Consider the following 12,984-nt stretch of genomic DNA (forward strand, 5'->3'; position numbering starts at 1 on the left):
CATCGGCAGCAGCAGATGGTGGAGGCCGCGCCGCCGCCACCGCCGGCCATGGCGGAGCCGCTGCCGATGCCGCCGCCACCCCCACCGGCGCCGCCGCGGGAGGTGCCGCGCGAGCCACCGCCGCCTGCCCAGTCAAGGCCGCGCCCGGCGCCGCCGCCACCCCCGCCGAGCCAGCGGCTGCCGGGGGTCTGGATGCCGGAGGCCAGCGCCCTGGCGCGGCCCAGCCCGGCGGCGCGGCCCAATGCGCCGCGCTCGCAACTCGACCTCACCCCGGGGCCGATGGCCTCGCGCGGGCGGAATTCACCGTCTTCCGAGGCGGAGGTCCGCGGGGCGGAGGTGGGGCCGGACTGGCGCAATGCCTTCCGCCGCTGGGTGGATGACCACAAGCGCTATCCGGAGAATGCCGTCGTCGCGGGACACCAGGGGCCGAGCCGGGTGCGGGTCATCGCCGAGCCGGATGGGCGGGTGCGCTCGGTGCAGCTGATCGGGCCATCCGGCTCGGTCTGGCTGGATGCCGGCACCGTCTCGATGTTCCGCGGCGCCAAGCTGCCGGCCTTCCCGCCCGGGGCGGATGCCGGGGGCGTCACCATCGACTTCACGATGAACTACATCCTAGTGCGGAACTGAGGCGCCTCAGCGCTTGGCGACATGGGCGGCGGCGGGGCCGAAGCGGGTCCAGCCGGGGACCTGGGCGGCGAGGTTGACCTCGCGCCACTTGGGATGCCGCGGCGGGCGCAGGAAATCGGGGAATTTGGTGAAGAAGGCCTCGACGAAGCGGGCGACCTTGCGATGGCGCTCCGTCGCCTGCGGCCAGGCATAGGCGGCCATGACGGCGCCGACCGCGATGGTCTCGACCGGGGCGCCGCCGACCAGCGTCGGGTAGTCGGTCGGGGCCAGGGTGGAGGGCAGGTAGGTCTCCAGCAGCGCCGGGGTCGCCGGCACGGGCAGGAAATGCAGCCGGCTCTCGGCGGGGATGCCGGTGAAGAGCCGGGCCGGCTTGCCGGCGACATAGACCAGGGCGGCGATCTCGCCGCGGCGGAGCTGCTCCAGCGCGGTATCCTGCGGGGCGTAGCGCGGCTCGATGGCGATGCCGTCGAAGAGGATGGTCGCGGTCATCGCCGTGCCGCTGCCGCGGCCGTCGACGTTCACGGGCTTGCCGGCCAGATCGGCCAGGGCGGTGATCCCCGGCGCGGCCAGGACATGCACTTCCTCGTCGTACAGCTTGGCGATGTACTGGATGAGTTGCTCGACGCCGGGCAGCAGCCGCTCGCGCCGGGCATAGGCCAGCACGTCGGACTGGACGATGCCGACATCGACGCCGCGGAGCGCCAGGATGTCGCTGATGTTCTGCACCGAGCCCTTGCCGAGGATGGGCAGCACCCGCAGGCCATCCGGCTCGTCCAGCACCGCGGCGAGATCGGCGGCGATGCGGGCATAGGTGCCGTCGATGCCGCCGGCGATGACGCCGACAGTGCCGGCATTGGCCCGGGCGGACAGGGTATTGAGCGATTGCAGCAGGCCCGGCGAGGGGGGCTGGGACGGCGCCTGGGCCAGGGCGGGGAGGGTGGTCGCCGCCAGGGCGGCGGTGAGCAGGCCGCGGCGGCTGGCGGTCATCGGGCGAGCTCCGTCAGATCGGTCGATTGCATCTCGCGGGCCCGGCGGTACCAGGCGGCGGCGGCGGCGAGGTCCGGGGCGATGCCGCGGACCTGGAGGCCATCCAGCACCGCCGGGTCATAGGTGCGGCCCATGGCCTGCGCCCCGGCCGGATCGCCGGCCTCGGCCGCCCTTTCGAAGAAGCGCCGGGCGCCGGAGACGTCGCCGAGGGCCAGCAATGCCTCACCGCGGCGGTGGCGGTGCGACGAGGATGGGATCCGGCGCCGCCAGGGTCGCGCTGACGGGCGGCGGCGGGACCTGCGGCACCGATGGCGTGGCAACCAGGGTAAGAAGCGCCGGCGGGGCGGGCACGGGGGGCGGCTGCGGCGGCTCGCCCAGCGTGTCCGGCGCTTCGATCGGTGCTGCTGATGCAATGGGCTCGGCCTGGGCCGGTGGCGGCTCCGGCGCTGCCGTGGCGAGCGTCAGGAATGCGGAGTCGTCCTTGGTTCCGGCAGCGGACTCGGCTGCCGGTTCTACCGGTGCCTCGTTCACCGGTGAGGCGGAGGCGGCCTGGAGCGGCGTTGCGGTGGTGATCGCCCCGGCCAGCACCGCCAAGGGCTCCGGCGCCGGGCCGGGGCGGGCGAGGAGGGCGGTGCCTGCCAGCATCCCGGCAAGGCCGAGCCCGCCGACGATCCGCAGCGTCCGGCGTCCGGGCGGGCGGGGCGATGGCTGCCACGCTTCCGGCTGCGCCTTGGGCCGGGCGAGCAGGGCGCGATGCACGACATGCAACCAGGCATCGCCCGCCGGCAGGTCCAGCTCGGGCTGGCCGGCGAAGGCCTCGGCCAGCAGGCGGGGCAGGGCCGCCGCCTCGCCGGGCTGGATCATGCGATGCACCACCGGCAGGTGGCCATGGAAGATGGCGGCGAAGCGGGCCAGTTCGAGCCGATGGCGCAGCCGCTCGGGCGCATCCACGGTCCAGCGCGGGGCGAACTGCAGCAGGGCGATGCCCAGCCGCGGATGGAGCAGCACGAGGTCGATCGGCTCGCCACCCAGCGGCGCATCGGGCAATTGCAGCCAATCGGGCCCCAGGACTTCTCCCAGACAGACCGTGAGGGATTGGGCTGGCGCCGACCCCGCGGATGAGACGGATAATTCACCTTGGAGAGGCATTCCGTTTCGCTCTCCCACCATATACGGGAGAAACTGTATACGAATTATTCGTGAATGGCTGGGCCGGGGCTAATCACGGCTGGGCGAGAATGCGCCGCAGACCGAGCCCCACCGGCACCATGCCGGGGATGACCCGGCGGGTGAAATTGCCGATCGCCTCCAGCGCCGCCGGGCCGGGGCCGGGCGGCGGCGGGGCCGGCAGGCTGAGGTCGAGGGCGGTGGCCTCACGCTGCGCCAGGGCCACCGTCGCATCGCGGGCGGCGACCAGGGCCGGGGCGGCGAGCAGCGGCGCGGCCCAGTCGGGCAGGGCGGCCAGCAGGGCGGGCCAATGCGCCAGGTGCAGGTAGAGGCTGGGCACCACGCCGCCGGGGTGGCGGGCGGCAAGATCCTGCACCTGCGCGGCGGTGGCCGGGGGCAGGTCCTCCAGCCGGGGCAGCGGCGGCGGGGCCGGCAGCAGGGCGGGGGACGGCAAGGTGGCGGCGGGCGGCGGCTTCGCGGTGACGCCGGCCTCGGCTGCCTGGCGCAACGCCGTCAGCAGGATGAGGTTGGTCAGGTTGCCGCGGTTGTAAACCTCGACCAGGGCGGCGATGGCGCTGCGGTCGGCCACGGCCAGCCCCGCCGCGGCCCAGGCTTCGGCGGGCAGCGGGGCGAGCGCCGGCAGCGGCACGGCGGCCGCCAGCCGGTCCCGTGCCGCGGCCAGGCGGCCATCCTCCAGCGGCGGGCGGATGGCCTCCCAGACCCAGGGCAGCACCCCGTCCAGGGTGGCGAGGTGCCGGTAGATCAGGTTCACCAGGGGCACGCCGCTGGCCTTGCGCAAGGCTGCGTAGATCGCCGCGATCTCCGGCGGTGCTTCCGCTTCCCGCAGCTCGGCCAGCGCCATGTCCTTGGTCTCCTACAGCGTGGTGACGTTCATGCCCTCGGGGTACCAGCCGAAACCCTCGCCTTCCTTGGCGACATGGCCGAGGCCGGGCCAGGGGAAATGGTAGGACAGGACCGGATGCTTGTCCGCCGCGAGGCGGGTCAGCATCTTCAGCCGCGACTGGGCCGAGAGCTTGGGATCGGTATCGAAGGAGAATTCCCAGAGCGGCTTGCGCAGCAGCAGGATCTGGTGATGCGCGAGGTCACCGGTATTCACCACGATGTTGTTCCCATCGGCGATGAAATAGACCATGTGGCCGAGGGTATGGCCGGGCGTCGCGAAGGCGGTGACGCCGGGCACCACCTCCTTGCCATCCTGCACCATGATCATCCGGTCGCGGTAGGCCGAGAGGTTCTTCTTCGCCCCGTCGATGAAGGAGGTCATGAAGGCCGGGCCGCGCTTGTTGGCATCGTCGGTCCAGAATTTCAGGTCCACCTCGCTGACGGCGACCTGGGCATTGGGGAAATTCTTGTTGCCGTTCGCATCGACCAGCGCCCAGCAATGGTCGCAATGCGCATGGGTGAGCGCGACGATGTCGATCTGCGAGGGCTCGATGCCCGCGGCCTTCATGTTGGCGATCAGCCGGCCGGTGGTCGGGCCGAACATCTTGCTGGCCTCGCCCATGCTCTCGCCCATGCCGGTATCAAACAGGATGAGCTGGCGGCCGGTGTTCAGCACCAGCGCATTCTGCTCCAGCGTCGCGGTGGTGGGGGCGAGGAAATTGCTGGTCAGCAGGTCCCGCACCTCGGCCGGCGGCGAGGAGGGGAAGGCCGGCCCGGTCTCGCCGAGCGGCAGGGAGCCGTCGGAGATGATCGTCAGCTCGTAGCTGCCGACCTTGAAGCGGTGCCAGGCGGGCGGCAGCTGGTTGCGGAATGGGGCGGCGGCCTGCGCGGTGGAGAGCAGCGGCAGGGTCGCCGCGGCGGCAGCCGTGCCCAGCAGGGCGCGGCGGCTGAGATTGATCATTGGTTCCTCCCGTATCAAGGCCCGCAACGGCGTGCGGTGCATCAGCATGGCACAACCGCGCCGGGTGGCACGCGGCAAAATCATGGCAAAGGGGTAAGTCGCGGCCGAGGTTGACGCCGCGCCACCGCTGCCGCCACGCTTGGGCGAACAGGAGGACGCGGATGCCGCAACTGGCACATTGGGCAGGGCGCCAGGCCGAGAAGCCGGCTGCCATCTTCCCGGATAGCGGGGCGGTGCTGACCTATGGCGGGCTCGATGCCCGGGCGCGGCGTGCGGCGCACTGGCTCATCGGCCTCGGCCTGCAGCCGGGCGACGGTATCGCGCTGCTGCTCGACAACCGGCCGGAATTCCTGGAGCTGGCAGAGGCGGCGCGGCTGGCCGGCCTGTATTTCACGCCGCTGTCCATCCATCTCAGGCCGCACGAGGTGGGCTACGTGCTGGCCGATAGCGGGGCGCGCTTGCTGGTCGCCAGCCCGGAGCTGGCGGGGCTGGCCGCGGCGCTGGTCGCGGAAGGGGCGCTGGGAGACCGGCTGCGCTACGCGTTGGGTGATGGGCTGCCGGGCTACGAAAGCTACGAGGCGGCGCTGGCCGCCCAGGATCCGGCGGCGCCGCTGCCGGAGCGGCCGCTGGGGCGGGAGTTCCTCTATTCCTCCGGCACCACCGGACTGCCCAAGGGCATCCGCCGGCCGCTGCTGCCCTACGAGCAGCGCGACGCCCCGATGTGGGACATGACCTGGAAGGCGCTCTACGGATTCGACACGGAGACGGTCTATCTCTCGCCGGCACCGCTCTATCATGCGGCACCGATCGGCTATGTCGGGCGGACGCTGCTGGAGGGCGGCACCGCCGTCATCCTGCGGAAGTTCGACGCGGCGCAATGCCTGGCGGTGATCGAGCAGCATCGCGTGACGCATAGCCAGTGGGTGCCGACGATGTTCCACCGGCTGCTGGCGCTGCCGGAGGCGGTGCGGCTTGGGCATGACCTGTCCTCGCACCGCTGCGCCATCCATGCGGCAGCGCCCTGCCCGGTGCCGGTGAAGCGGGCGATGATCGACTGGTGGGGGCCGATCGTCTGGGAATACTACGCCGGGTCGGAAGGTGTCGGCACCACGGTGATCAGCAGTGCGGACTGGTTGCGCAAGCCGCGCTCGGTCGGGCGGCCGGTGAATGGCGTGCGGGTGCATGTCACCGGGGAGGATGGCGCCGAACTGCCGCCGGGCGAGACCGGCAGCATCCGCTTCGAGGGCGGGCCGCGCTTCGCCTATCACAATGCGCCGGAGAAGACGGCGGCCTGCTTCGACGAACGCGGCTGGGCGACGCTCGGCGACCTCGGCTGGCTGGACGAGGATGGCTTCCTGTTTCTGTCGGACCGGCGGGCCGACCTGATCCTGGCGGGCGGCGTGAACCTCTACCCGGCGGAGGTGGAGGCGGTGCTGATCCAGCATCCGGCGGTCGCCGAGGTGGCCGTCGTCGGCGTGCCGCATCCGGAGATGGGGGAGCAGGTGCATGCGGTGATCGTGGCCCGCGAACCGGTCGCGGCGGCGGAGCTGGAGGCCTGGTGCCGGGAGAGGCTCTCCGGCCTGAAGCGGCCGAAGTCCTTCGAATTTGTCGAGGAGCTGCCGCGCTCGGAGGCCGGCAAGCTGCTGCGGCGGATCCTGAAGGAGCGCTACCTCAGCCCGTCCTGAGGCCGAGGCGGGTCACGCGCTTCTCCTCGAAGTCGATGGTCTCGGCCATGTTGCGGGCGTAGTCCTCCGGGCCGAGGTACTCGACGGTCTGGTCGAGGCGGTCGAGCACCGCGAGGTGGGACGGGTCGAACAGCGCCTTGCGGAAGCCCTCGTGCAGCGTCGCCAGCACGGCGGGGTCGAGGCCGGCGGGGCCGACCAAGCCATAGGGCGAGGTGACGACGAGGCCGGGGTAGCCGACTTCCGACAGGGTCGGCACCTGCGGCCAGCGCGGCACCCGCTCCCGCGTCCACACATTGAGGTAGCGCAGCTTGCCGTCGGCGACGAGCTGGTTGGAGCCGGTGCCCCCGGCGGTCGCCTCGATATGGCCGCCGAGCAGGTTGGGCGTCGCGTCGGCCTCGCCGCGGAAGGGGACGTGGACGACCTCCAGCTTCTCGCGCTCGGCGAAGTCCACCATGGTGAGGTGCGGCGTGCCGTTGACGCCGGTATTGCCCCAGCGGTGCTTGCCGGGATTGGCGCGGGCATCGGCGACGAGCTCGGCCCAGGTGGTCCAGGGGCTCTCGGCGCGGACCACGACGGCGAAGGTATAGCCGGTGAGGTGGATGACCGGGGTGAAGTCCCGCCGCGGATCGAAGGCCATCTTCTGCAGGAAGGGCAGGCGGAGGCCGGGGAGGGGCATCTGCGCCAGGGTATAGCCATCCGGCTTGGCGCGGGCGACGGCGGCGACGCCGAGGGTGCTGCCGGCGCCGGGGCGGTTCTCGGTGAGGACGGTCTGGCCGAGGGCGCGGCTGGCGGCCTCGGCGAGGGCGCGCATCTGCACGTCGGTGGCGCCGCCGGCGGTGAAGGGGACCAGCACGGTGATCGGGCGCTCGGGGAAGCGGGCCTGCGCCAGGGCCGGGGTCGCGAGCGCGGGGGTGGCGAGCAGCGTGCCCAGCAGGGCGCGGCGTGGCAGCTTCGGCATGGCGGCATCCTCCGGCAGCCGTCTTGGGGGCCGCTCGGAGGTCATCCCGCCATGCACGCCGGGGTGCGTCAACCTCTACAGGGTGCGGCCGATGATCTCCCGCATGATCTCGCTGCTGCCGCCGTAGATGCGGCCGACCCGGGCATCGGCCCAGGCGCGGCCGATCTCGTATTCCGCCATGTAGCCGTAGCCGCCGTGGATCTGCAGGAAGTCGTCGAAGAGCTTGTTCTGCAGCTCGGCGCCGAGCAGCTTGGCCGTTGCGGCGAGCTCGACCGTCAGCTCGCCGCGCAGGTGCAGCGCCAGGCAGTGGTCGGCGAAGACGCGGAACATGGTCGCCTGCGCCTTGGCGTCCGCCAGCTTGAAGCGGTTGTGCTGGAAGTCGATCACCGGCTGGCCGAAGGCCTGGCGTTCCTTGGCGTAGTCCACGGTCTTCTGCAGCATCACCTCCATGCCCATGGCGGCGCGGACGGCGATGACCAGGCGTTCCTGCGGCAGGTTGCGGATGAGGTAGGAGAAGCCCTTGTTCTCCTCGCCGAGCAGGTTCTCGACCGGGACGCGGACATCCTCGAAGAAGAGCTCCGAGGTGTCCTGGGCATGCAGGCCGATCTTCTCGAGATTGCGGCCCTTGGTGAAGCCGGGGGTGCCGGCGGGGACGCAGATCAGGCTGATGCCCTTGCGGCCGGCCGCGGGATCGGTCTTGGCGCAGACGATGACGAGGTCGGCCAACTGGCCGTTGCTGATGAAGGTCTTCGAGCCGTTGATGACGTAGTGGTCGCCGTCGCGCTTCGCCGTGGTGCGCATGGCCTTCAGGTCGCTGCCCATGCCGGGCTCGGTCATGGCGATGGCGCCGATGATCTCGCCGCGTGCCATCTGCGGCAGCCACTCGCGCTTGCGTGCCTCGGTGGCGAGGTCGGCGATGTAGGGGACGACGATGTCGGAATGCAGCGGGAAGCCGGGGCCGGTGCAATTGGTCCGGGCGATCTCCTCGATGATGATGGCGCTGTAGCCGAAGTCGGCGCCGGCGCCGCCGTATTCCTCACTCAGCATGGGGCAGAGCAGGCCCGCCGCACCGGCCTCGAGCCAAAGGCTGCGGGGGACGATGCCGTCGCGTTCCCATTGGCGGTGGAAGGGGACGATGTGGCGGTCGAAGAACCGCGCCACCTGGTCGCGGAACATCTCGTGGTCCGAGGTATAGACGTGGCGGGGGCCGCTGAGGCTGCGGCTGGGAAGGCTCGGATTGGTGTCCATCGGTTTCGTCTCCCTTAGATGGCTTCGGCGCTGCGGAGCGCGTCGAGTTCGGCGGCGGTGAAGCCGCAGTCGGCCAGCACGGTCTCGGTATCCTCGCCGCGCAACGGCACGCGGGCGCCGGCCTCGGCCGGGGTGCGGCTGAAGCGGGGGGCGGGGGCGGGCTGGACCACGCCGTCGCGGTTCAGGAAGGTGCCGCGGGCGGCCATGTGCGGATGCGCCGGTGCCTCCTCCATGTCGAGGATGGGGGCGATGCAGGCGTCGGTGCCGGCGAAAAGCGCGGCCCAGTCGTCCCGCGTGCGGGTGAGGAAGATCGCGGTCAGCTCCGCTTTCAATGCCGGCCAGGTGGCGGGAGACATGCGGTCGGGGAAGCGCTCCGCATCGAGGCCGAGCTTGTCGCACATCAGGGCGAAGAACTGCGGCTCGATCGGGCCGACCGAGAGCCAGCGGCCATCGGAGCAGGCATAGGTGTCGTACCAGGGGGCGGTGCCGTCGAGCATGTTCACGCCGCGCTCGTTGCGCCAGCGGCCGCGCGCCTTCATGGCGTAGATCGGCGCCATCAGCAGCGCCGCGCCATCGACCATGGCGGCATCGACCACCTGGCCCTGCCCGCTGCCCTTGGCCTCCAGCAGTGCGGCGAGCAGGCCCATCGCCAGCAGCATGCCGCCGCCGCCGTAGTCGCCGACCAGATTGAGCGGCGGCACCGGGCGTTCCTCTGGCCGGCCTATGGCCCAGAGCGCGCCGGTGAGGGCGATGTAGTTCATGTCGTGGCCGGCCGATTGCGCCAGCGGGCCGTCCTGGCCCCAGCCGGTCATCCGGCCATAGACCAGCCGCGGGTTGCGCGCCCGGCAGACCTCGGGGCCGAGGCCGAGGCGTTCCATGACGCCGGGGCGGAAGCCCTCGATCAGCGCATCGGCGCCTTCGGCGAGGCGCAGCACGGCCTCGACCGCGGCGGGGGATTTCAGGTCGAGCGCGATGGAACGGCGGCCGCGGCCGGTGAAATCGGCGCGGTCGCCGGGCGGGCCATCCTTGCGGTCCAGCCGGATCACCTCGGCGCCGAAGTCGGCCAGGATCATGCCGCAGAAGGGGCCGGGGCCGATGCCGGCGAATTCCAGGATGCGCAGGCCCTTGAGCGGTCCCATTCGACGTCCTCCGTTTTCCCGAGCCTAACAGCGCCGGGCGGGTTTGACACCCGCCGGCTGCGGTCCGACCCTTCCGGCAAAAGATCGGGGAGGAGGGTCAGGATGGCTGGTCACGGCGCCGCGGCGGTTTCCCGGCGTGGGCTGGGGCTGGGGCTGCTGGCCTGTGCGGCGACCCCCGCCGCGGCCGCTGGCGCACAGACCTGGCCGGACCGGCCGGTGCGGCTGGTGGTGCCCTATGCGCCGGGTGGGGCGAACGACATCCTGGCGCGGCTCTATGGCCAGCGGCTGACGGAGCGGCTGGGCCAGCCCTTCGAGGTGGAGAACCGGCCGGGCGCGCAGGCGATCATCGGGGCCGAGATCGTGGCGCGGGCGGTGCCGGATGGTCATACCCTGCTGGTCGGGTCCAGCGGGCCCCTGGTCTTCAACCCGGCGACCCATGCGAGCCTGCCTTACGACACACTGCGGGACTTTGCCCCCGTGTCCCTGCTGGCGGCCTTCCCGCTGGCGGTGGTGGTGCCGGCGGATGGGCCCTTCCGCACCCTGCAGGACCTGCTGGCCTTCGCCCGGGCCCATCCCGGGCGCTGCCACTACGGCGCCAGTGCCGCCAGCTTCCAGCTGCCGACCGAACTGCTGAACCAGCGGGCCGGTACCCGCTTCCAGCACGTGGCCTATCGCGGCAGCGCCGATACGGTGACCGCGGTGGCCAATGGCGAGGTGACGATGGCGCTGGTCGATACCGCGCCGGCGACGATCGGCTTCGCTGCCGGGCGCCTCCGCGTCCTGGCGGTGACGGCGCCACGGCGGCTGCCGGCCTGGCCGGAAAGCCCGACGATGGGCGAGCTGGATTTCCCCGACCTGACGATGGAGCTGTGGAGCGGCATGCTGGCACCGGCCGGGACGCCGCCGGGGGTGGTGGCGACGCTGGCGGCGGCGGCGGCGGAGATCACGCGCGAGGCGCCGATCCGGGAGAGGCTGCGGGTGCTGGCGCTGGAGCCGGTCGGGAGCACGCCGGAGCAGTTCCAGCGGGTGATCGCGGCGGAATTGCCGTTGTGGAGGGACGTGGCACGGAAAGGTGGGGTGAGGCCAGAGCGGTAAATTCGGGAAGGCAAAAGGAATTGCCGTTCCCTCCCCGGCATCCTTACTCGCTCGGCGCCAGGTCCAGCCGGCAGACGATCCCCTCCAGCCCCGGCACCGCCGGGTAGCGCCGCATCACCTCCGGGTCGTGCCCCGGGACGATGTGCTGCGGGCTGGGTGCCAGGCGCTTCAGGGTCTCGAAGCCTTCCAGCATCTCGCCGATGTGGAAGGCGGTGGTGAAGGGCCGGCCGCTCTCCATGTTCTCGTAGAAATGGGTGACGTCGGAGGCGAGCACGACGGTGCCGCGCGCGGTCTGGACCGTCACGCACTGCAGCCCGGCGGAATGGCCGCGGACCAGGTGGGTGCGGATGCCCGGGGCGATGTCGGCGTCGCCGTTCAGCATGTGGACGCGGCGGCCGAAGTTCAGCTTTACCATGCCGGCGATATCGTCCGGCTCGAAGCTGTGGGAGAGCTTGGGGAAGCGCATGAAACGGCCGCAGGCATAGTGCATCTCGGCCTCCTGCAGGTGGAAGTCGGCCTGGGGGAATTGGTCGAAGCTGCCGACGTGGTCGTAGTGCAGGTGGGTGAGGATCACGTCCTTGACCGTCGCCGGGTCGAGCCCGACCAGCTTCAGGCTCTCGGCCGGGCAGCGCAGCCATTGCCGCTTGCGGCGCTTGGCGACGGCCTCGGTGAAGCCGGCGTCGATGACGAAGCTGCGCTCGGCGCCGACCACGGCCCAGACGAAGTAGTCCATCGGCATCGGCCCGTCATGCGGGTCGCCGCCGATGAAGTGGTCGGACCGCATCGCCTCCCGATGGGCGTAGCGGATCGCGTAGATCTCGTACATCAGGGCGGGTCCTTGGCCAGCACGGCCTTGATCGCCGCGGGGTCGACGCTGAAGGACACGCCCGCCCGCTCGTTCTGCAGGATCATCGGGGACCGGCTGTCGCGCTGGCCCCAGCCGCGGTTCAGCGCCTCGGTCATCTCCTCCATGACCAAGTTGCTGAGGCGCATCGGCACGCCCAGCTCGCGCCCGAGGCTGACCGCCAGCGACACGTCCTTGAGGCCGAGCCGCAGCGCGAAGGCCGGCGGGTCGTACTTGTTCTGCAGGTACTGGTCCTGGATGCGGTCGAAGGTCCGCTTGCGGCCGAGCGCGCCCTTGCGGATCGCGGTCCAGAGCTCGAGCGGGTCCATGCCGGCCTTGACGCCCATGGAGAAGGCCTCGGCGATGACGGTCTGGATGGCGTAGCCGGAGAGGTTGTGGACCAGCTTGGCGACCGTCGCGGTGCCGATGCCGCCGATATAGGCGGGGGCGTCGCCGAAGCCCTGCAGTACCGGCAGGTACTTGTCGAAGGCGGCCTTGTCGCCACCGACCCAGATGGCGAGCTTGCCGGTGCGGGCGCCCTCGGGGCCGCCGCTGACCGGGCTGTCGAAGCTGGTGCAGCCGCGTTCGGCGAAGGCGGCGTGCATGCGCTTGGCCATGGCCTGGCTATTCGTGGACAGGTCGAAGAAGGCCATGCCGGGATGGGCGCCTTCCAGCACGCCATCCGGGCCGAAGACCACCGCCTCGACATCGGGCGGGGCGGGGAGGGAGGCGAAGACCACGTCGCATTGCGCGGCGACCTCGCGGGCGGTCGCCGCCCAGGTGGCGCCGTTCTCGATATGGGTGCCGGCGGCCTGGCGGTGGATGTCGTGCACCACCAGGGTGTAGCCGGCCTTCTGCAGGTTGGCGGCCATGTGGGTGCCCATGGTGCCGAGGCCGATGAAGCCGATTTTCGGCTTGGCGGCGCTCATACGGCGGGCTTCCCGGAATCGATGTCCTCGTAGACGTCGCAGGCGATCTGCGCCCCGGTCATCGCCGCCGGCCAGCCGGCATAAATCGCCATGTGGGTGACCACCTCGGCGATCTCCTCCCGCGTGACGCCATTGCCCAGGGCGCGGCGGAGATGGGTGGCGAGCTGCTCCTCGCGGCCCAGGGCGATCAGCGCGGCCACGGTGATCATGCTGCGGTCGCGCTTGTTCAGCGCCTCGCGTTCCCAGACATCGGCATAGGCAACCTCGTTGGTCATCTGCACGAGCTTGGGAAAATTCGGGATCAGCCGGTCGCGCCGGCTGGACGGGGGGGCTGCTGCCATGATGGACGTCTCCTTTGCCCCGATCCTGCGCCAGCCCCGGCGGATGGGAAAGAGGGGTGGCGGCGGCAACTGCGGCCGAATGGCGGCGGCGCTGCCCCGA

At 71.4% G+C, this 12,984-nt stretch carries 14 protein-coding genes; 3 read left to right on the plus strand and 11 right to left on the minus strand.

From position 1 onward, the window contains the following. The coding region (locus AC0IW9_RS14585) for an energy transducer TonB (RefSeq protein ID WP_471648993.1) at positions 1-627 on the plus strand (627 nt) is incomplete at its 5' end. A gap of 6 nt (positions 628-633) precedes the next feature. Here AC0IW9_RS14585 and AC0IW9_RS14590 read toward each other — a convergent pair. The 5 genes from AC0IW9_RS14590 to AC0IW9_RS14610 all read right to left on the minus strand — a co-directional run bounded on the left by AC0IW9_RS14590 (position 634) and on the right by AC0IW9_RS14610 (position 4,645). Beyond that, positions 634-1,614 (minus strand): TAXI family TRAP transporter solute-binding subunit, encoded by a 981-nt coding sequence (locus tag AC0IW9_RS14590; protein WP_471648994.1) that lies wholly within the window; start codon positions 1,612-1,614, stop codon positions 634-636. Then, on the minus strand, positions 1,611-1,832 hold the full coding sequence (locus tag AC0IW9_RS14595; RefSeq protein ID WP_471648995.1) for a hypothetical protein: 222 nt from the start codon (positions 1,830-1,832) through the stop codon (positions 1,611-1,613). Before AC0IW9_RS14595 ends, AC0IW9_RS14590 begins: the two co-directional genes overlap by 4 nt. A gap of 4 nt (positions 1,833-1,836) precedes the next feature. Beyond that, on the minus strand, positions 1,837-2,661 hold the full coding sequence (locus AC0IW9_RS14600; protein WP_471648996.1) for a hypothetical protein: 825 nt from the start codon (positions 2,659-2,661) through the stop codon (positions 1,837-1,839). Between the two features lie 175 nt (positions 2,662-2,836). Next, positions 2,837-3,643, minus strand: a complete 807-nt coding sequence (locus AC0IW9_RS14605) for a hypothetical protein (protein ID WP_471648997.1) — start codon at positions 3,641-3,643, stop codon at positions 2,837-2,839. Positions 3,644-3,655: 12 nt separating this feature from the next. Further along, on the minus strand, positions 3,656-4,645 hold the full coding sequence (locus AC0IW9_RS14610) for an MBL fold metallo-hydrolase (RefSeq protein WP_471648998.1): 990 nt from the start codon (positions 4,643-4,645) through the stop codon (positions 3,656-3,658). A gap of 161 nt (positions 4,646-4,806) precedes the next feature. Here AC0IW9_RS14610 and AC0IW9_RS14615 point away from each other — a divergent pair, with 161 nt between their 5' ends. Then, the gene (locus AC0IW9_RS14615) at positions 4,807-6,330 is read left to right on the plus strand and encodes an AMP-binding protein (RefSeq protein WP_471648999.1); all 1,524 of its coding nucleotides are present in this window, start codon (positions 4,807-4,809) and stop codon (positions 6,328-6,330) included. Here the strand turns inward: AC0IW9_RS14615 and AC0IW9_RS14620 are convergent. The 3 genes from AC0IW9_RS14620 to AC0IW9_RS14630 all read right to left on the minus strand — a co-directional run bounded on the left by AC0IW9_RS14620 (position 6,317) and on the right by AC0IW9_RS14630 (position 9,675). Further along, positions 6,317-7,288 carry a Bug family tripartite tricarboxylate transporter substrate binding protein gene (locus AC0IW9_RS14620; RefSeq protein ID WP_471649000.1) on the minus strand — a complete coding sequence of 324 codons (972 nt, stop codon included), beginning with the start codon at positions 7,286-7,288 and terminating at the stop codon, positions 6,317-6,319. The genes AC0IW9_RS14615 and AC0IW9_RS14620 overlap by 14 nt on opposite strands. 75 nt (positions 7,289-7,363) lie before the next feature. Then, positions 7,364-8,536 (minus strand): acyl-CoA dehydrogenase family protein, encoded by a 1,173-nt coding sequence (locus AC0IW9_RS14625; protein WP_471649001.1) that lies wholly within the window; start codon positions 8,534-8,536, stop codon positions 7,364-7,366. Positions 8,537-8,550: 14 nt separating this feature from the next. Further along, positions 8,551-9,675 carry a CaiB/BaiF CoA transferase family protein gene (locus AC0IW9_RS14630; RefSeq protein WP_471649002.1) on the minus strand — a complete coding sequence of 375 codons (1,125 nt, stop codon included), beginning with the start codon at positions 9,673-9,675 and terminating at the stop codon, positions 8,551-8,553. 102 nt (positions 9,676-9,777) lie between these two features. Between AC0IW9_RS14630 and AC0IW9_RS14635 the strand changes: the two genes are divergently transcribed. Then, the gene (locus tag AC0IW9_RS14635; protein ID WP_471649003.1) at positions 9,778-10,770 is read left to right on the plus strand and encodes a Bug family tripartite tricarboxylate transporter substrate binding protein; all 993 of its coding nucleotides are present in this window, start codon (positions 9,778-9,780) and stop codon (positions 10,768-10,770) included. 43 nt (positions 10,771-10,813) lie between these two features. On the opposite strand, the gene AC0IW9_RS14640 is transcribed toward AC0IW9_RS14635, so the two are convergent. From AC0IW9_RS14640 to AC0IW9_RS14650, 3 genes are read right to left on the minus strand one after another with little or no spacing between them, the layout of a single operon-like run. Continuing rightward, a complete protein-coding gene (locus AC0IW9_RS14640) occupies positions 10,814-11,596 on the minus strand; it encodes an N-acyl homoserine lactonase family protein (RefSeq protein WP_471649004.1) in 783 nt (260 codons plus the stop codon). Beyond that, positions 11,596-12,543: an NAD(P)-dependent oxidoreductase gene (locus tag AC0IW9_RS14645; protein ID WP_471649005.1), complete on the minus strand. Its 948-nt coding sequence runs from the start codon at positions 12,541-12,543 to the stop codon at positions 11,596-11,598. The genes AC0IW9_RS14640 and AC0IW9_RS14645 overlap by 1 nt, the downstream gene beginning before the upstream one ends. Next, complete coding sequence (locus AC0IW9_RS14650; protein ID WP_471649006.1) at positions 12,540-12,884, minus strand: carboxymuconolactone decarboxylase family protein; 345 nt, start codon at positions 12,882-12,884, stop codon at positions 12,540-12,542. Before AC0IW9_RS14650 ends, AC0IW9_RS14645 begins: the two co-directional genes overlap by 4 nt. Positions 12,885-12,984: the final 100 nt, after the last annotated feature.

It is taken from the genome of Belnapia sp. AC561, from assembly GCF_979252845.1.